The 19032-nt window shown below is 62.8% G+C and carries 15 protein-coding genes and 1 pseudogene; 10 read left to right on the top strand and 6 right to left on the bottom strand.

Translation table 11 applies throughout. From position 1 onward, the window contains the following. Nucleotides 1-30 precede the first annotated feature (30 nt). The 3 genes from LK459_RS20940 to LK459_RS20930 all read right to left on the bottom strand — a co-directional run bounded on the left by LK459_RS20940 (nucleotide 31) and on the right by LK459_RS20930 (nucleotide 2623). Nucleotides 31-876: an SDR family NAD(P)-dependent oxidoreductase gene (locus LK459_RS20940; protein WP_007237126.1), complete on the bottom strand. Its 846-nt coding sequence runs from the start codon at nucleotides 874-876 to the stop codon at nucleotides 31-33. Next, nucleotides 873-2084 carry an FAD-dependent oxidoreductase gene (locus LK459_RS20935; protein WP_007237125.1) on the bottom strand — a complete coding sequence of 404 codons (1212 nt, stop codon included), beginning with the start codon at nucleotides 2082-2084 and terminating at the stop codon, nucleotides 873-875. Before LK459_RS20935 ends, LK459_RS20940 begins: the two co-directional genes overlap by 4 nt. A gap of 62 nt (nucleotides 2085-2146) precedes the next feature. Further along, nucleotides 2147-2623, bottom strand: a complete 477-nt coding sequence (locus LK459_RS20930) for an MFS transporter (protein ID WP_007237124.1) — start codon at nucleotides 2621-2623, stop codon at nucleotides 2147-2149. A gap of 155 nt (nucleotides 2624-2778) precedes the next feature. On the opposite strand from LK459_RS20930, the gene LK459_RS20925 reads away from it, so the two are divergent. From LK459_RS20925 to LK459_RS20905, 5 genes are all read left to right on the top strand, one after another. Further along, nucleotides 2779-3390, top strand: a complete 612-nt coding sequence (locus LK459_RS20925; protein ID WP_007237123.1) for a TetR/AcrR family transcriptional regulator — start codon at nucleotides 2779-2781, stop codon at nucleotides 3388-3390. A 111-nt stretch (nucleotides 3391-3501) separates the two neighbouring features. Continuing rightward, nucleotides 3502-4995, top strand: a complete 1494-nt coding sequence (locus tag LK459_RS20920) for an MFS transporter (RefSeq protein ID WP_007237122.1) — start codon at nucleotides 3502-3504, stop codon at nucleotides 4993-4995. A 97-nt stretch (nucleotides 4996-5092) separates the two neighbouring features. Further along, nucleotides 5093-5905, top strand: a complete 813-nt coding sequence (locus LK459_RS20915) for an SDR family NAD(P)-dependent oxidoreductase (protein WP_007237121.1) — start codon at nucleotides 5093-5095, stop codon at nucleotides 5903-5905. A 166-nt stretch (nucleotides 5906-6071) separates the two neighbouring features. After that, nucleotides 6072-7142: a serine hydrolase domain-containing protein gene (locus LK459_RS20910; RefSeq protein WP_265416850.1), complete on the top strand. Its 1071-nt coding sequence runs from the start codon at nucleotides 6072-6074 to the stop codon at nucleotides 7140-7142. Nucleotides 7143-7159: 17 nt separating this feature from the next. Further along, nucleotides 7160-9409, top strand: a complete 2250-nt coding sequence (locus LK459_RS20905; RefSeq protein ID WP_227920514.1) for a cytochrome P450 — start codon at nucleotides 7160-7162, stop codon at nucleotides 9407-9409. Nucleotides 9410-9933: 524 nt separating this feature from the next. On the opposite strand, the gene LK459_RS20900 is transcribed toward LK459_RS20905, so the two are convergent. Continuing rightward, entirely contained in the window at nucleotides 9934-10842 is a 909-nt protein-coding gene (locus LK459_RS20900) for a dioxygenase family protein (RefSeq protein ID WP_227920512.1), read from the bottom strand. A 37-nt stretch (nucleotides 10843-10879) separates the two neighbouring features. Then, nucleotides 10880-11947, bottom strand: a complete 1068-nt coding sequence (locus tag LK459_RS20895) for a maleylacetate reductase (protein ID WP_227920510.1) — start codon at nucleotides 11945-11947, stop codon at nucleotides 10880-10882. A 121-nt stretch (nucleotides 11948-12068) separates the two neighbouring features. Between LK459_RS20895 and LK459_RS20890 the strand changes: the two genes are divergently transcribed. The 5 genes and pseudogenes from LK459_RS20890 to LK459_RS20870 all read left to right on the top strand — a co-directional run bounded on the left by LK459_RS20890 (nucleotide 12069) and on the right by LK459_RS20870 (nucleotide 17611). Next, the gene (locus LK459_RS20890; RefSeq protein ID WP_227920508.1) at nucleotides 12069-13652 is read left to right on the top strand and encodes an IclR family transcriptional regulator domain-containing protein; all 1584 of its coding nucleotides are present in this window, start codon (nucleotides 12069-12071) and stop codon (nucleotides 13650-13652) included. A gap of 286 nt (nucleotides 13653-13938) precedes the next feature. Beyond that, nucleotides 13939-14817: pseudogene (locus tag LK459_RS23380) on the top strand (PAS domain-containing protein); the annotation flags it as partial. A gap of 153 nt (nucleotides 14818-14970) precedes the next feature. Next, a complete protein-coding gene (locus LK459_RS20880) occupies nucleotides 14971-15600 on the top strand; it encodes a sensor histidine kinase (protein ID WP_227923925.1) in 630 nt (209 codons plus the stop codon). After that, the gene (locus LK459_RS20875; RefSeq protein ID WP_227920507.1) at nucleotides 15597-16280 is read left to right on the top strand and encodes a response regulator; all 684 of its coding nucleotides are present in this window, start codon (nucleotides 15597-15599) and stop codon (nucleotides 16278-16280) included. The genes LK459_RS20880 and LK459_RS20875 overlap by 4 nt, the downstream gene beginning before the upstream one ends. A gap of 362 nt (nucleotides 16281-16642) precedes the next feature. Next, nucleotides 16643-17611 (top strand): PDR/VanB family oxidoreductase, encoded by a 969-nt coding sequence (locus LK459_RS20870; protein WP_227923924.1) that lies wholly within the window; start codon nucleotides 16643-16645, stop codon nucleotides 17609-17611. Between the two features lie 185 nt (nucleotides 17612-17796). Here the strand turns inward: LK459_RS20870 and LK459_RS20865 are convergent, their stop codons facing one another. Then, on the bottom strand, nucleotides 17797-18981 hold the full coding sequence (locus LK459_RS20865; protein WP_227920505.1) for a cytochrome P450: 1185 nt from the start codon (nucleotides 18979-18981) through the stop codon (nucleotides 17797-17799). Nucleotides 18982-19032 lie beyond the last annotated feature (51 nt).

The following is a 19032-nucleotide window of genomic DNA, read 5'->3' as shown; positions in this document are numbered from 1 at the left end:
GGCTGGGCAGGGGTTCGGTCGAGCGCGGCTCTACGTGCCGGCGGTCCGAGGGGTCGGTGCGACGCCGGTCGTCATCCACTCCAGGCGACGCCGCACTCCAGCCTGCGCACTGTCTGGATGAGTCAGGATGAAGAACTCGTTGTCGCGGATCGCGACGAGCACCTGTTCGGCGACCGCACTAGGCTCGAGGCCCACCTCGTCGGACAGGCGGGCAAGGTTGTCGATCACTGCGATTCGTTCGGGCTCGACTGCTTTGGGCACCGAACGGGGGCGGTTGCGTTCGGCGTCGGTCATGCGAGTCTTGACCGGGCCCGGTGCCAGCAACGACACCGAGACGGGGCTGTTGCGTGAGCGCAGTTCGATGTCGAGGCTCTCGGTGAGGCCGAGCACGGCGAACTTGGAGGCGCAGTAAGGAGTCATGGTCGGTGTGCCCGAATTGAACGCCGCCACCGATGCGGTATTGACGATGTGCGCCTCCTCCTGTTGTTCAAGGTAGGGCAGGAAGGTGCGACAGCCGTTCAGGACACCGAAGAAGTTCACGTCCATCACCCAGCGCCAGGCGCTTTCGGGAATCGCCAGAAAGGTGCCGCCCGTTTCCACGCCCGCGTTGTTGCACAGGATGTCCACGCGGCCGAAATGCTCGATGGTGGTCTCGGCCAGTGCCATGATGCTGTCCGCATCGCTGACATCGACTCGCACGCCCAACGCGGTGGCACCCCCCGCCGCGACTACGTCGGTGGCGCGGTCCAGAGCGTCCTGTTCGATATCGGCGATGACGACGCGCATCCCCTGCGCCGCAAAACGTTCCACCATGGCAAAGCCGATTCCGCTGGCTCCACCGGTGACGACGGCGGTCTTACCGACAAAGTCTTTCATCGCGCGACCCCTTCGGCCTCGAGCAGGGAGGGGGTCTCCAAGGACTTGACGAACATGAGCCGTTCCCGGGCGGCATCGGGATCGGTTTCGAGCCTGCGCAATCCACGCAGGGTTTCCTCGAGACTCGACGGGTCATCAGAGTGGTAGACAAGGCGTTTGTTCGCCGATGCCGTGGGACTGACCTGCTGGGTGAACACCCGATGTCGTTCGTCGGCGTAGCGGTCGAGGACCCGCGGGTCCGCGTGCCCGGTCATGACGGCGGCCAGCGACTCTTCGAGCACATAGGTGTCAAACAGGCCGCTGGTCAGGCCTAGGCCCCCGGTGGGGTTGGTCGCGTGGGCCGCGTCACCAGCCAGCAGGACCCGCCCGGCACGGAACTGCGTGGCGGCACGCTGGTGCATCCGATAGGGCGAGAACGCGGCGACTTCGGGCCGCTCGTCGGTCGGTAGTATGGCCGCGAAGAATGTCGGCATTCGTTCCGGCACAGTCTTTTCGGGGAGGTCTGCCGACTCGCAGTAGGTGTAACGCCACAGCCCTGTGGTCCCGGTGTTGTCGATCTTCGAGATGATGGCACCGTACACGTCATCGATCAGGTTGGTGGTCTGGCTGAAGCCATTGGTCTCGAATGGGTAGCGAATGTTGGTGGCGACGAATCGTTCTGGCCATGTGAAGCCCTCGAACTCAATGCCGAGTGAATGCCGGACGCGGCTGCCGGCGCCGTCGGCTCCGATCATCCAGGTTCCGGTGGCTTCGACTGGCCCGCCGTCGGTGTCGAACACGGCGGTCACGCTCTCGTCGTTCTGGCGGACATCGACCAGCGCGTGCCCCCAGTGCACAGTGGCGTTGTCGTGACGAGCCAGATGGTCGAGCGCGATCTCAGCTAGGCGGTGCTGGCCAAGGTGCAGGTTGTGGGGGTGGCTGACGAGGCCTTCGAGCACGGACAGCCCGTAGTTGATCTCCTCGCCGGTCTTGTGCACCTTGTAGGTGTAGTCCTGTTTGAGGAATCCGGCCGCGACGGCGTCGTCGTAAACCCCGAGGCGTTCGAGTCCATCGAGGACCGACCAGTGGTAGACCATTGCGCGGGGCGATTGCGTCACCGCGGTGTTGCGCTCGAACAGCTCGACTTGGATTCCGCGGCGCGCCAGGCCGAGCGCGTTGAGGACTCCGACGGGGCCGGCCCCGACGATGAGCACAGTTGGCTGGGTCATCAGTGATCCTTCATCGTTAGAGAAAATCTGCTAATTGCTTGTACTACAACACTTTTCATCGGTCATGCGATGGGTTCGGGAAAGTCGACGGGAACTTTCTGACCGTCATGGACGGCAACGCTTCGGTTCGATGCGACACGGGGGAGCCGGGTCAGGCAGAACATCGACACCACGAGCATCGCGGTCACCAGGACCGGTATCGAGAACACGGTGCCCGTGTAATGCAGCAGCATGGTCGCAGAACCCATGAGCAGCAACGTGATCACCAGCATCGGCTTGCGGCCGATCCGATCTCCGAAGTGGCCGAAGATCACCGCCCCCAGCGGTCGGGACACGTAATCAACGTCCATGGTGGCGAAGGCGGCCCGTGTGCAGCCAGATGAATCGGCCTCGGGAAAGAACACGTGCGGAAGCACGAGTGCGGCGGCGAAACCGTAAATCGAAAAGTCGTAGTACTCAATTGCGTTGCCGACGAGGCTCGCCGGCGCGACGGTGCATTTGGGCTCGGATTCCGCGACAGAGTGTGAAAGGTGGGACACGTAACCTCCCGGGTTGTGAGTGGTGTCACAAGCACCTGGACTGTGACGACCCTAGCTAACGCGGAACAGGCGGAGCAACATCGTCAGCATGGGTTGACACTCTCCGATATACGACATTCGTATGGGCTGGGTTGTTCCACGTTAGTCTGCTAGTCATGGTCGAGATCTCCGAACGCGTCTCCCGCGCCGAGCAGAAGCGACGCACCCGGTCCGCGCTGATCTATGCGGCCCGCGGCCTGTTCGTCGCCCAGGGCTACACCGCGACGACGGCAGATGCGATCGCGCGCGCCGCCCGCGTCTCGCGCGCCACGTTCTATCTGCATTTTCGGTCCAAGGCGGAGATCGTTCTCGAGCTGATGCACGATCTCGAGCCAGAGCTGCTCGCCGACTTCGGCAAGCTGAAATCTCTGGACGCCACAACAGAAGCGGCGCAAGAGTGGCTTCGTGGGCACGCGGCGATGTGGCGGCGGCACACCATGGAATTCACCGCGATGGAGCAGGCACTTGCCGACGAGGCGTCGGTAGCCGACGAGTGGTTTCGCTTCTACGGTCGCATCGCCGATTCGGTTCCTGAGCTGATTGTCCGCCTGCGTGAGGGCGGGGCGTCGGACGAACGAGCACGAGTTCGCCTCACCGCCGTAGCGATGACGATCGACCGCGCCTTCTATTTCGCGGTGGTGCGCGACAAGCCTGAGTTCTTCGAGCTCGTCGTGCCCGAGATCGCGGCCGCGATCGCCCAGCTCCTACGGGCCGCACCGGAGCGGTAGAAGAGGAGAATTTTCACTTGACGCTTGTCAAGTAAGTTGAACTGCGGCATGCTGTGAGCCACCTCATACGCACACCACTCGGGTGTGCGTCCCCACTCGAGGATCAGCCACATGTCACAAACACTTCCTCCATACGAGAAGGACCGCTCACCGGTCTCCGGGGCCACGGTGCCCTGGCGCCGCGCCGGCCTGTTCATGGCCTTGACCTTCTCGGCCCTGCAAATGCTCAACGAGATCGGCACGATGATGGCGATCCCGCTCTACAACTCGATGAGCGCCTCACTGCACCTGTCGCCGGGTCAGGCCACTTGGGCGCTGCTGAGCACGACGATTTTCGGCGCCGCGACGATCGCGCTGCTCGCCAAGGCGGGTGACCAGTTCGGGCATCGTCGGCTCATGGTGTGGTGTCTGCTCGGTATCACGCTCGGGTACGTCATCTCGGCGCTGGCGCCGAGCTTTGCGATCCTGCTGGTCGGCCGTGCACTGACCGGCATCATGGCAGGTCAGGCACTGTGCATCGGAATCCTCAACGACCGGCTCACCGGCACCGACAAACGTAAGGCCATCGCGATCATCGCAGGGGGCCAGGCTATCGGCGTATTCTTTGGATTCGCTCTGGGTGGGTTACTGCTCGATCTCGGCGGCACGTGGCGCACCGCGTTCTGGGTCGGCGGCGCGCTGACCGTCGTCAGCCTCGTCGCATTCCTGCGCTGGGGCGCCGACTCCGACGCCGCACACAAACAGTTGGGGCATCGGCCGCACCTCGACGTCGTCGGCGTCTCATTGCTCGGCATCGGGCTGACCGTCATGTGCATCGGCATTGCGCAGTCCACCAGCTGGGGCGTGTGGAGTGCCCAAACCATCGGATTCGTGGTGATCGGCATTGTCGTGTTCGCGTTGTCGTTGGTGTGGGAATCACGAATCAAGGAGCCGCTGCTCGACGTGCGAGATCTCTTGGGCCGCAACCTGACGCCAGCCTACGTAGTATTCCTGACTCTCGGCGTCTGCGGCATGCTGCTGTTCAATCTGATGATGGCCTGGGCGCAGCTGCCAGCTCAGCTGGTCGGCTATGGACTCGGGTACACCCCATTGCGGGCCGCGTTCCTGTTCTTGCCCATGACCGTCGCCGGACTACTGGCCGCGAAGACCGTGCCTGCACTCGTGCATCGCTTCTCGGTAAACCACGCCCTGGTCGGCGGAGGCCTGGCGATGGGCATCGCGTTCCTGATCCTGCGCCTAGACCATCACAACGTCGGCATCGTATGCACCGCGATCTTCCTCTATGGGTTCGCCTACACCACACTGCTCTCCACTGCCATCTCAGTGATCGCGAGTGAAGCGCGGCACGGCAAAAGCGCGGGCACGGCGTCGCTCTACGTCGCGATGGCACTCTCCGCGTCGTCGCTGGGCGGCGCGATCTTCGCAGCGATCATCGCTGGCAACAGCTCCCTGGTCTCCGTGCCCGGCAGCTCGCCGATTCCGGTGCCCACCCCCGACGCCTTCGACATCGGTTTCACCATCGCGGCCGTCGCCGCCGTGGTCGCCGTCGCTGCCGGTGTCATCATCCGCCCCAATCGCCACATTGAAGTCACAGCGGGCCACTGATCGAAGTTTCACTAGACAGCTGTCAAGCGAATGAGTAACGTACCTCACATCCCCATTCCGCAATATCCATCAGCACAGCTAACCCTTTGGAGGACACATGCGATTTTCTGGCACCCCCGTATTCGTCACCGGCGCGGCATCCGGCATGGGCCTGGCCGTCGCCCGGGCCTTCCACGATGAAGGGGCAATCGTTTACGGAGCTGACATCTCAGACGAGGCGCTCAAGCGTTCCCTCGACGATCTACCCCGAGCGATTCCGCTCGCCTTCGACATCGCCGACAGCGCCGCCGTGAACGACGCGTTCACCCGAGTTCAGTCCGACCAGGGAACACTGGGTGTCCTCGTGAACGCGGCGGGTGTGAACGCACCCAACCGCGCCGCCCTCGAGGCCCTCAACGAGGAGAACTACCAGGGGTTCCTGGCGATGAAGGAAGGACGTCGCCACCACCCCGAGTTTCTCGAGACGATCACCGACGACGATTTCGATCGGGTACTCAGAATCAATCTGTACGGGACCTTCTACACGATGCGGGCGGCCACGCCGCTGCTGAAGGCCAACGGCGGCGGGGCCATCGTGAACTTCTCCTCGGCGGCGGCCCTGATGGGTGTGACCATGCCGGGCTATTACCCAGCGTCCAAGGCCGCCGTCCTCGGTCTTACCCGAGAAGCCGCAGTTGAGTTGGCGCCGTTCAACATTCGGGTCAACTCGCTGGCCCCTGGCGCCGTTGACACCCCGCTTTTCAGGCAGAGCGATCAGGAGTTCATCGACTTCCTGGTCGGCATGCAGCCGATCACGCGCACCGCCACGCCCGAAGAGGTCGCCAAGACCGTCCTGTTCCTCGCCAGCGAAGACGGCTCCTACTACACCGGCCAGACCATTTCGCCTTCTGGCGGACTGGTGATGCACTGAAAGATCCATCATGACAATCACTCTCACCGAACAATCGACCGCTCTCGACAACGTGACGATCGCCAGCGACGTCACTACCCGTACCGACATCGATTCCCGGGCGCTAGACCGACTCACTCAGGAGATCTGCCACGACATCGGCGCTGGCACCTACGACGGTGTCCAAGTGATCGTCGCGCGCGGCGGTGACATCGTGCTCGACGCCACCCTCGGCTGGGCCGATCGCGCCAACGATAAACTGCTGCAACCAGGATCAGTTTTCCGGGTGTTGTCGCTGACCAAGGCGTTCACCAACGCCATGGCGCTGCGGGCGATCGGCGAGGGGAAGCTCGCGCTGTCCACCCGAGTAGTCGATCTGATCCCCGAGTTCCTCGGCACCGACCCCTTTCATATGCTGCGCAAGGACAAGATCAACCTGGTCCATCTCCTCACGCACCGCTCGGGCATGCCGCCAACACCGAATCCCGGCCTCGGTCCGGACCGTTACGGTACGCTCGCCGACGTCATCGACGCGCTGTCCAGCGTGGACGTCCTGTTCGAGCCGGGCACCAACCTCAACTACGCGCCGGCGATCAATCATGCCCTGATGGGCGAGATGGTGCGCCGGGCCTATGGCGCGAACTCGTTCCGCGATCTGGCGCGGCAGTTGGTGTTCGACCCCCTCGGTATGACCGACACCGCTTTCGGTCTGCCGGATCGCCTGGCGGATCGTGCCGTGCCGCTCAAGGTCTATCTGCCCGAAGGTGGATTCCTGCAGCCCGAAGACATCGAGTGCCTCAACCGGTACATCACCGCGGACGCGGAGATGCCCTGGGTCGGGTCAGTGTCCACCGCGCGCGATGTGTTCGCCTTCGCCGAGATGATCCGCCGCCGGGGTGAACACCGCGGCGAGTACCTGCTGGCGCCGGCGATCGTCGACCAGGCAACGACGCTGCAGACCGGCGACATGCCCAACGACCTGTACGCCCAGATGGCGGCGGCACGTGGCTGGGAGATTCCGAACGGAAACTTCGGCCTGGGCTTTTCACTCTCCGGCACGGGAACCGCACCAAACTTCTTCGGCCCCTTCACCTCACCGCGTACCTACGGCAATTATGGGGCCGGTTCGTCGTTGTTCTGGGTTGACCCCGAGCGAGATCTGACGTTCGTCTTCCTCTCCGCTGGAGTCATGGAGGAGAGCGAGAACGTCGCACGCTTCCAGAAACTGTCCACCATGGCCGTCGCGGCCGCACTCTGACCGAACGGAATCTGGTCATGACCAACACCATCCCGTCGGCGGCTCCCACCGGACGCTGCCCGGTCGCGCACGGTTTCGACGCCATGAGCGACGACTACTACATCGATCCCGCACAGCATTTCGCTCGTGTGCGGGACGAACGCCCGGTGTTCTGGTACCCGTGGCTCAACGCGTGGATCATCACCCGACGCGACGACGTGCTGCGCGTCCTCGGAGACTGGACCGAATTTTCGTCGTCGGGCAACACCGCCACCATCGAGGTACCCGAGAAGTATCGGGATATCGTCCCGCCGACCCTGATGTCGCTGATGATCGTCGGCATGGACCCCGATGGGCACACCCTTCATCGGGCAGTGGCACAACGCGGCTTCACCTCGGCCCGTATGGAGGAGCTGCGGCCAGAGATCGAAGAACGCGCCCACCGTATCCTGGACAAGCTAGAAGGGCGTGGCTCAGCCAACCTCATGGAGGACTACTGTCTAGAGCTGACCACGCAAACCCTCTGCGCCCACCTTGGTTTGGACTACGAGCACGACCTGATGATGCGGCGCCTCCGCGGTGCGATGGGTCGCGTCCTCTCCTCGGCGCAGGAGGAGATGCCTGCGGAGGTCGTCGACGAGGTCTGGTCGGTGTTCTCGTCTTCCTTCGCGGAGCTCTGCGCCATCGTCGAGCATCGTCGACAGCATCCAGGACGGGACTTCATCAGCGAGATGGCCGACGTCAAGGACAAGTCAGGCGGCTACGCAATGACCGTTCCCGAGGTCGCGCTCAAGGTGTGCGAACTCGCGCTCGCCGGTGCCGACACCACCGCCCATGCGATGACCAATGCGGTCATCTTCCTGGCCGAGAAGCCACACTTCATCACCGAGGCGATCTCCGAGCCGTCGTTGTGGGCCAACGTGTTCGAGGAGACCGTCCGCCGGCGCCCGTCGTCACCGTTCGCCTCCCGAAAGGCGATGCGTGACATGGACATCAGTGGTGTGCAGATCAGCAAGGGAGACATGCTCTGGGTGTCGCTGGCGAGTGCGAACACCGATCCGGGTCACTATGAGAACCCGTTCGAGTTCGACATCCACCGCCCTGACCCCGCTGATCACCTGGCGTTCACCCGAGGCCGACACACCTGCCTCGGCCAGTCACTCGCCCGAGTCCAGGGCGCCACCGGATTGAAGGTCCTGTTCGAGCGGTTGCCATCACTGCGGCCCGCACCGGACTTCCCACTCGACTTCGTCAAGATGGCGCTGCTGCCGGTTCGTACCAATCTTCCGGTCACCTGGGATCTCGACGACATCGAACGATCCAAGCGACTGGTCAAGCGAGAAATGAACCTGACGGTCATCGGGCGTGAGGATCTCGCCGACGGCGTGGTCGGTCTACGTCTGGCCCATCCCGACGGCGATGAGCTGCCCGCCTGGGATCCCGGTGCGCACGTCGACGTGCGCATTCCGGTCGACGGTGGCGAGGTCATCCGTCAGTACTCGCTCTCGTCGTCGCCGTCGCAGACCACCGAATGGCGGCTGGGGGTGCTGCGTGAATCGGCCGGCCGCGGATCACGCGCGGTGCACGATTCCGTCGGGGCCGGTGACCGAATTCGAGTCGGGTGGCCGCGCAACAACTTTCACCTCGAACCGTCTCCACGGTACATATTCGTCGCCGGCGGCATCGGGATCACCCCGATCCTGCCAATGATTGAAGAGGCCGATGCCGCAGGTGCCGACTGGACCCTGCACTACGGTGGTCGCGGCCGCGCATCGATGGCGTTCACCGACGAACTCCAGCACTACGGGGACCGGGTGATCATCACCCCGCAAGACGAGTGTGGCCTGCTCGATCTCGCTTCCATCTTCGCCGAACCGCGGCGCGACACGCTTGTCTACGCGTGCGGTCCGGCACCGCTGCTCGACGCACTCGACATCGCCTTGCAGGCGTGGCCCGCTGGTGCATTGCACACAGAGCGCTTCGCGCCCAAAACGATTGTGCTCAACGAACCCGACGTAGAGTTCGAAGTGGAGTTCGCAGAATCCGGCATCGTCGCGCCGGTACCGGCGGGGACCTCGATTCTCGACGTTGCCGAGCGAAATGGCGTCACGACGCTCTCGTCATGCAAGGAGGGCACCTGCGGTACCTGCGAGACGCGGATGATCAGTGGCAGTGCCGATCATCGGGATTCCATCCTCACCCCAGAAGAGCAGGAGGCCAACCGGACCATGATGATCTGCGTGTCCCGCGCCGCACACGGCTGCGGCCGCATAGTGCTGGAGGCGTGACGGGCGGAGGTCGCTGGCTCGGTGTAGGTCGAATATTCAACCTAACCAAACTATTTCGCGGAAGTCCGATCCTGTCGTTGGTCGACGTTAGCGTGCGCGTGTTCGCTTGATGTCAGTCTGCCTCAACGTTCGACGACACGTCGCCGGCACAGTTGACTGTCGAGCAGTTGCGAGAGCAACCCGCCGAGTGTGCAGGTCAGGTCACCGCGTTGACGGCCCGGTTCTTGGCACTACTCGGTGAGCTCGACGAGCGTGGCGGATGGGGCGGGGAAGGGACCGGGTCGCGCGCGAACTGCTCGCGCAGACTACGAACGCACCCCCGTGGCGGGTAACTCCAAACGTGTCCGAACGCTGTCCAGCGCTGCACACCGGACTCGCGCTGCTGCGGCGAAGGAATTATGTTCAGTGGATACGACGGTGAGGTGCAGATCGTGCATTACGCGAGTGGCGTCGGTACCCGGGACGCGACCTCGGGTTGCGGCATGACGTAATTGATCTCCTCGGGTCCTTCGATCGTGAGTCGCTCAGGGGGTGGGTGCGAGCACAATGTCGAACTGGGCTCGCGCCCAACTCTGCGTTCCGAGATCTCGGCCATCCGGGGTAGGGGAGCCGGGTTCTTGCCGAACAAAGTCCTTGATGAGCGATTCCTTGACCCCGAACACGGTGTCGGAGGTGAGCAGTTCGTCTCCACGCACGAAGATATGGGTGACGAGCCTGCGCATACCGGGTGCGGTGACCATGAAGTGCAGGTGTGACGCCCGCATCGGCGACCGTCCGGTTGCGGCGAGCAGTCGGCCCACCGGCCCGTCATGCGGAATCGGGTAAGGGGTGGGAGTGAGCCCCCAGAAGCTGAATTGGCCTTTCTCGTCACTGAATAGGTGAGCCCGGCCCGAGACGCGCCCGTCGTCATACTGAACGTCGTAGAACCCGTCGTCGTCGGCTTCCCACACCTCGATCCTGGCGTTGGGGATGGGTTGGCCGCCGGTGTCGCGCACCGTGCCCTCGACCCAGCAGGGTTGACCGGCAGCTCCGCCTCCGATGTCACCGCCAATGTCGATCCGTGGCGCGTCATCTACGAAGAAGGGACCGAATACCGTTGCTTCCGTGGCATTTTCGTATGTCTCGTGATTGACGTTTATCGTCTGCATCGATATGCCCAGAATATCGGAGAGGAGGATGAACTCCTGGCGCCGATCATCTGTGATGTGACCTACGTCAGTCAGGAACTCGATGGCGGTGTTCCACTCCTCCTCGCTCAGACGAACTTCGCGAACAAAGGCGTGCGCATGCCGTACCAGCGCTTGCATGACGAATTTCAGTCTCGGATTGTCGCAGTCATCGAATGAGTTCACGACGCTGCGGGTCAGGCGTGCTTCGATCTCTTGCTGATCAGGGCCCGGTTCGGCGATCGCGTTTGAAATGGTCTCTGTCATGACTTCTCACTGCTCGTTGACATGTGTGGGTTGCTGTTCAGATCTGTCGTGGTTCTCGGCCGGACCACGCGGCGCCGAGAATGCAGCGCACGTCGTCGGGCGTCACCGGTCGGGGGTTGCCGTAGGGCCGTGCGGTGACCTCGGCGACGATTCTCTCGATATCCCGCTCCGCCATGCCCAGTTCGGCCAATGACGTGGGCGCGTCGAGTTCGTGTTCGAGTCGCCAGAGTCTCGTGGCGGGATCGCCGTCGCCGGGAAGCGCTCGGTCCAGTGCGGCGACCGCAGCTGGCGCCTCCGATTGATTGAATGCGAGGACGTGTGGGAGTACGACTGTATGCGTTTGGGCGTGAGGAAGATTCAGCGTGCCGCCGAGTGCGTGGCACAGCTTGTGGTGCAGCGACATCGTCGTGGCGCCGAGCGTCGCTCCGCACAGCCAGGCTCCGTACAGGACTTCACCGCGAGGATCGATCGCGCCGGGATCTGCGACCAGCTTAGGCAATGCAGCCGCAATGGCTCTGACCCCGTCTTCGGCGAGCAGCGACACTATGGGATCGGTATCCGGGGCATACAAACCCTCGACCGCGTGGGCCATCGCGTTGAATGCGCTCGTGACCGACATCTCTACGGGAAGGCTCGTGGTGAGCTCTGGGTCATAGACCACGCTGCGCGGCAATACTGCGAGATCTCGTCCCGTTTCTTTTCGTCCATTGGTCGTCATTCCCCATACCGGAGTCATTTCCGATCCCGCGTATGTGGTGGGTACCGCAACTACGGGGAGGCCGTGTTTCAGCGCGATGGCCTTGCCCAGTCCGATCGCCGATCCGCCACCGATGGAGACGCAGCCATCTGCTCCCAATTCGACCGCCTTTGCGCTGGCCTGCTCCGCTACCTCGGTGGGGACGTGCATCACCGCATGCGGATAAAGACCTACACTGCGCTTCCCCAGGGTCTCGACGATGTCGTCACCGACATGATGGCCGGGTGAACAGAGCACCAGGACACGCCCGAGGCCGAGTTCGTCCAGCTCATCGCCGAGGTGCTTACGCGACCCCGCCGCAAAACGCACCCGCATGGGAAGCGAGCGGTGGATGAAATCGTAGGTCATCGAGGGCGTCCTCCTCTAGTCGTCTGATCCCAACTACTTTCATAGAGTGGACAAGATGTTCGTACAGTACCATGAATCTAGTAGAAAGTGACGTAAGTAACGCCGAAGGATGAGGCATGCGGTGAACTCCATTCAATTGCTCACCAAAGCAGGACAGATCGTCGACGAACTGGCCAGGTCGGGTCCGTCTACCCCTGCCGCACTCTCGAAAGCTGTCTCGGAACCGCGGCCGAGTGTGTATCGCATCACCTCAGCCCTGCAAGCAGTAGGCGTGATCGGAAACGATCGCGATGGTCGGCTCATACTGGGCCCTGGGGTATTGCGCTGGGGTCACGCCGTTGTCGAGGCGTTTGTCGACCGACGTGAGCTACACAAGCAACTCGAGTGGGTTCGCGAGCAGGTCGGGATGAACGCGTACTTCGCGGTCTTGTCTGCAGACGGACTCGTGTGCCTCGACCGGGCAGCGGGGGCAGTAGTCGACTTGCGGGACCTCGAACCGGGAACGGTGTTGGCCTCGCATGCGGGCGCGGCAGCCCACGTCGCGCTGGCCTTCGCGAATTCGGAGAGAAGAAGAACCCTGCTTGAGGCCGCCAATTTCAGGCCCATGGCGAGCCGGACGCCAGTTGACGTCGAGGAGCTCTCCCCGCGGGTCGACCGCGCGCGAGTCGGCGGTTGGGCGATCGACAACAGCGAGATCGTCGACGGCGTTGCGTCAGTTGCTGTTCCGGTGTTTGTCGACGGCCTGTTCGTCGGGGTGCTCTTCGTTGCAGGACTGCGCGAGAGCGTTGTGCCGCAGAGCGAGGCGGCTGTCGCTGTGCTGGCGGCTGCGGCGCGCACGATCTCCGTGCTGATGAGCAACAATGTGCCGACCGGTCGAGGTCCCGTGCGTGCCCCTGGAGGCGACCACGCACAAAAGGCCCACATGGGGCCTTCGCTCATTGTGAAGGCCGGCGCGTTGATGGACGCGCTCGCTGCGGAGCGGGTCGCATCGTCGGCACGCCTCACAGCGCTGACCGACGAGCCAGCAAGCTCGGTCTATCGGATGCTCGCGACGCTGGCTGAGATCGGGTGGGTTGAGCAGGTCGCACCGCGCGGCGCGTATCGCGTCGGGGCCCGATTGCTCACCCTTGCATCTGAACTGCTGCGCGCCCTCGATATCAGGGGCGCAGCGCGTCCAATACTTGAGGAAGTCCACGCAGCGACGGGTGAGACGACGTTTCTCTGTGTTCGCAACGGTGGGCGTGCGGTGTGTATCGAACGGGTCGACGGGGACCGCGTGAACAGTCGCGTGCTGCGAATAGGGCGGTCGCTACCCCTGCACATCGGGGCAGCGCCGCGGGCTCTACTCGCCTTCGAAGGCAGAGAAGCGTGGGACGAGTACGCCGCTGTCGCTGAGCTCACCGATGAACTTCGACGCGAAGGACTCTCCCGCGCCGAGATGTTTGCGCAGCTGGAGGAGATCTGCCAGACGGGCGTGGCGATCAGCGACAACACGGTGACCCCGGGTATCGCCGCGATCGGCGCGCCCATCTTCGACCACGACGGACGCGTCGCAGCATCGCTGTCGGTCAGCGGCCTGCGTGACGGAATACTGGCAGTGTCCGGGGACGGGCGCTCGGTACGTGATCTCGTCACCTGGGGAGCTGCCGAACTGTCCCGTTACCTAGGCTGGGTCGAGCCGGCGGAAGTGAATGTCGTGTCCTGAAGGCCTGCCCAGCGCCGTGGACGCACTGTCCACAAAGTGGCAGTTTGGCGAGGCTCAGCCGTAGATCTGCTTGTCGTCGAGCCAATACGTGGTGATCTCCTCCAGACTTGTGCTGAACTACCTGCGGACGCTTCTGTGAGCACGAGTCACGCTTACGGATGAAGAAGTCATTTGCCACTCCAAATGATTCCGACATAGTGCCGGAGGACGCCGCGCTCCGCGACCCGGTCCTGTTCACCCGGGCTCGGGTGCGACCACCACCGCGGGTAACCTGAGTCACATCTGCATGGTTGAACGAAGGATGTCACCTATGGAACAGCCTGACGGTGAGGAGATCGCCGTCATGTCCACCCTTGAGTCGCGGGACGTGGCATCGTTGGCCGATCCGGCTACGATGCGGATGCTCATCGAATCATCGCTGGAGGGTCTCGCAGTTTTCGACGAGGATCGCCGGTGGCTGTACATGAACCCGGCCGGACGGACGATCTTGGGCCTGTCGATGGACGACCTCTCGAAAACGACAGCGTTCGCCGCACCCGACTTGGCCGACCATGCGTACCAATCGGGAGACCGGCCCCAGGTCGTCTCAAATGCCGCGGTGATGCGGCCACTCGGCGGTCGATGTCTCATCGAGTATGTGGCTACGCCCCTTCCGTTGGGGGCGCAAAACTTGACCGCCGTGTCCTTCCGTGACACGACCGAACTTGCGCGTGAGCGGCAGCGATTGACCGCGTTCTACGACGCTGCGCGACAGATGGCTTATCGCGGGTCGCTGGAGCAGATCCTCGACGGTGTCGCCGGGCAGGTGGTCCAAGCCGCGGACCTCGCAATGGCCCAAATCCTTATCCTCGACGGTGCGAATCCGCACGAACCACTCACGGTCTCGGGTGAGGCGGGGGATGTCCCTGTCCCTGCGGACTTCGCCGATCGAGCTGCTCGCGTCCGATCACATGGTGGTGTCCTGCTCAGTACGAGGGCGATCAATACCCGACAGCCCGTTTTGGTTCGTCACCGGAGGCAGAAGATTCTGTCGGATCCTCGGTGGGCGCCCTTACACGAATTCTTTTCCAGCTTCGACTGGTCGGACATTCTGGCCATCCCACTGTTGATCAAAGGTCGGCCGCTGGGTTCGTTTGTCGGATACTTTCGTCCCAACCTGTCTCCGGGCCCGGCGGATGTCACCTTCCTACGGTCGATCACCGATCAAGCGGCCATCGCGATCGAAACCACTCGACTCATCGCTGCCTCACAGGATCGTGCTGAAACCGCCGAGCGACACCGGATTGCCCGAGACCTTCATGACACCGTCAGCCAACAGCTGTTCTCCCTCGGCCTGCATGGGCGAACAGCGCAACTGGCAGCACAGCAGGTGAGTGGCGACGGTCGGGAAATTCTCGACCACAGCTTGCGCGCTCTGATCGAGTTGGCCGAGAACGCACAAGATGACATGCGCGGCTTCGTATTCAAACTGCACCCCACCTCATTGACCGAAACCGGACTTGGTCCGAGCATCGTCGAGCACGCGGCGGCTGTCGCCGAACGCGAGCACTTGGATATCGTGGTCGATATCGACCAGGAACCAATCCCATTGCCGGAAGAGGCAATCGAGGACACCTACCGAGTCGTGGTCGAAGCGCTGCACAATGTGGTCAAGCACGCCGAAGCGGCTCACTGCACGATCTCGGTACGAAGCAAGGCAGCTTTCCCGCAAACGGTCGATGTCGAGATACACGACGACGGTGTGGGACTGTGCCCTGGTAGTTCGACCCGCGAGACATTCGGCTTGGTATCGATGCGGGAGCGAGCTGAACGTCTGGGGGCCACCCTTGAGGTCTCTGGCACGCCGAATCTCGGTACGACGGTCAGATTGGTGATTCCGATCCGGCACGACGGACTGCCTTCGGAGACGTCGGAGCCGGTCCACGCCGGGCAAGGACCGCTCCTATGATTGTGGACCCGACAGAACTCATCAGAGTGATGATCGTCGATGACCATCAGGTCGTCCGGCTGGGTCTGCGTGCATTCTTGAGCATGCAGTCCGATATCGAGGTCATCGGCGAAGCCGCTGACGAAGACACAACCCTCGGCGTGCTGGAGGCGATGTCGGCCGAAGGTGCATTGCCGGACGTCATGTTGCTCGACCTGATGCTGCCGGGGCGGGACGGTGTCGCTGTCCTCGGCGAGGTCCAACAGCGCTATCCGTCGATACGAGTGGTCACGGTCACGACATCACACGAGCCCGAACGTGTTGGCGCAGCGCTGCAGGCCGGCGCTGACGGCTACGTCCTCAAGGGCGCACCTGCCGATGAGATCGCCACGGCGATCCGCGCTGCTTCCGAGGGACGATCTCATTTCGACGCGGCGACCGCATCCACCGTCGCCCGGCTACTCCGCACGCAGAACGAGACCGGACCGACTGCACTGACTGCACGCGAACGTGAAGTCATCATCCTCGTGGCGGCCGGGCACTCGAACCGTGAGATCGCGCGCGCCATGGCGATCAGCGAGCGAACCGCGCAGACTCACACCAGCAACATACTGGCCAAGTTGGGCTTACAGTCGCGGACACAGGCGGCGCTCTGGGCTGTTCGCAACGGTATCGCCGTCGGCGAGGTTCCGACCAACTGAACCGCTGCCCGACGCCACGCGATCGACGCTAGCGATATCGGAGCGGCATTTTCACGAGCAGGCACCCTGGTCTTGCTTCGCGCCGGGTACGCGAATTGACGTAGACAGCCTCTACGACGAAGTGCCCGGTCGAGACACGTTCTTTGTCCCTTCACGCACGACAGCTGGTGGGGGAGACTCATGTGGTCTGGGTCACCCGATGATGGCACTTCCACCACGCGCATCCAACGCTCGCCAACTCGACGAAGACCCGAACCACCCCAACGAGGGTCCGCTTGCGCGGCCCGGTCATCACGAAGTATGCGGACCGACCACAAAGGAATTCACATGTCATTCTGCGAAAACCTAGGTGATATCCAATGATGATCAGCACCCACAACGAGGTCGACCTGAACCTCATCATCGCCGAGAAGATCGAAGCCGCCGATGGCGTCGCTGTCATCCGACTTCGTCAGCCCGACGGCTCGGAGCTACCCGAATGGTCACCGGGAGCGCACGTCGACCTGATGCTGACTCCCGACACCACTCGTCAATACTCCCTGTGCGGGGACCCGCGAGACCGTTCCATGTGGCAGGTCGGCGTCCTTCGTGAACCAGAAGGGCGCGGCGGGTCGGCAATTGTTCATGACACGCTCGGCGTCGGTGACAGCGTGGCCGTTCGCGGACCACGCAACCACTTCCAGCTCGAGCCATCCGCCAATTACCTGTTCATCGCCGGCGGAATCGGCATCACACCCATCCTCGCGATGGCCCGGCAGGCGCACCGGACGGGTGCGTCGTGGAACCTGATCTACGGTGGTCGAAGCCGCTCCACCATGGCCTTCGCCGAGGAATTGACGACGCGCTTCGCCGGCCACGTGACTCTGCACCCGCAGAATGAGGTTGGACACATCGACCTCGATCGCCTCCTAAGCGAGGTTCGGCCCGATACTTTGATCTACACATGTGGCCCGGCGCCGCTCCTCGATGCCGTAACCGACCGGTGCAATCATTACGGCTGGCCCACCGGCGCATTGCATCTCGAGCGTTTCGCACCAAAAGAGATGCACGAACCCGAACGTGCCGGCTCGTTCGAGGTCGAACTGTCGTTGAGCGGTCAGACGATCACCGTCACTCCCGATGAGTCGATCCTCGATGCGGTCACCAAGTGCGGTATCCAGGTTCTGTCCTCGTGCAACGAGGGCACGTGCGGCACCTGCGAAACGGCCGTTACCAGCGGGATCGTCGATCACCGTGACTCGGTACTCACCGAGGACGAGCAGGCAGCCAACGACACCATGATGATCTGCGTGTCGCGAGCGAACTGCCCGAAGCTGGTGCTGGAACTCTGAGGCCGGCCGACCTGATCGGCCACCGTTGTCCGTGCCCACCCGGCACCCGGGTGCGCACGAACAACGTGCCGCGCCCTTACGACTCGCTGATCATCCTGCATCCCAACGTAGTTCACATACGCTGAAACAGCGGATCGTCGAGGAGGTCGCACTCCTCAACGATCCGCCAGCCATGCTCACAACGTTCAGCGATGAGCTTCGATCTCCATGCTGACCCAACCGGTGCGCAATGCCCGGCCCGCAGATACCGCCGGACGCACCAATGAGAACGCGTCGGTCCTTGCGAGGAGTTGCTCTCCGAAGATCCGCAACTCTTCGCGTGCCACAGGCGCGCCGACGCACATGTGGGGGCCGAAACCAAAGGTGAGATGCGGATTTCGGGTTCGATGGAGATCGACTTCATGCGGACAGCGAAACTGTTCCTCGTCGCGGTTCGCCGACGCGACGTTGATTGCCACCAGTTGGCCCTCCTCGATGTCGACACCGCGCACCATCGCCGGCTTCGTCGTGCGACGAACGGTCTGGTGAATCGGCGGCCCTAGTCGGAGAACCTCTTCGATTGCCGCTGGTAGACCTTCGGGGTTAGACCGCAGATGCTCTTGCTCATCGCGGTGGGTCGCGAGATAGTGAGCCAGCGAACCCATCGCTGAGCTCGTCGTGTCTGCGCCTGCGGCAAACAATTGGGTGGCAATCGATTTGGCTTCTTCTTCAGAGATCGGGCGTCCCTCAGGCTCAAGCGCGAGAATCCCGCTCATGATGTCATGTTCAGGATCGCGGGGGGAACGCTTGCGGTTGCTGAGCAAGTCATTGACGGCCTGATCCCACAGTGTCGCCTGACGCGCCCCAAAGGCCTTGACGTCGTGACGAAGTGCGTCCGCCTCTGCCAGTGTTGCCGCGAGACTGGTCCATCCATCCGCGGACAAGCCCAACAACCTCGCCAGCACCCGAGGCGGCACGAGCCTGGCCACGTCTCGATAGATGTCACCACCGCCAGCGACGATGAGGGGATCAAGCTGTTCGCTCACGATGCGTTCGATATCGGGACGGATGGCGGCCACCTTGTCGGCGACGAAATAATGGTTGAGGAACTTTCGGTAGAACGTATGTTCCGGAGGATTTGTGCTGATCGGGATCGGCCGATTGGGCGAGGGGTATTCGACGAACGGTTGGCCACTCTCGTATGTTTTCCAGTCGCGGATGGCTTTTGATGCATCCCCGTACTTCATGAGACTCCAAAAACCGCCGAAGTCGTCGCTGTGCACCACTGGACACTCCGCGCGTAGCGACTCGTATTCTGCGTGCAGATCAGGGGCGGTCGACGGAGAGTATATGGACGTGATAGCCGAATCTCGATTGTTGTCAATGGTCATGTCGAACCTCAGATCGGAGGGTTGATTTCTTTCGCCAGGCGCGGGATCGGA

The organism is Gordonia otitidis, from assembly GCF_020735545.1.
In the GTDB taxonomy this organism is placed as follows: domain Bacteria; phylum Actinomycetota; class Actinomycetes; order Mycobacteriales; family Mycobacteriaceae; genus Gordonia; species Gordonia otitidis.
The sequence above is the reverse complement of the archived record's forward strand: the minus strand, read 5'-3'. Positions and strand labels throughout refer to the sequence as shown.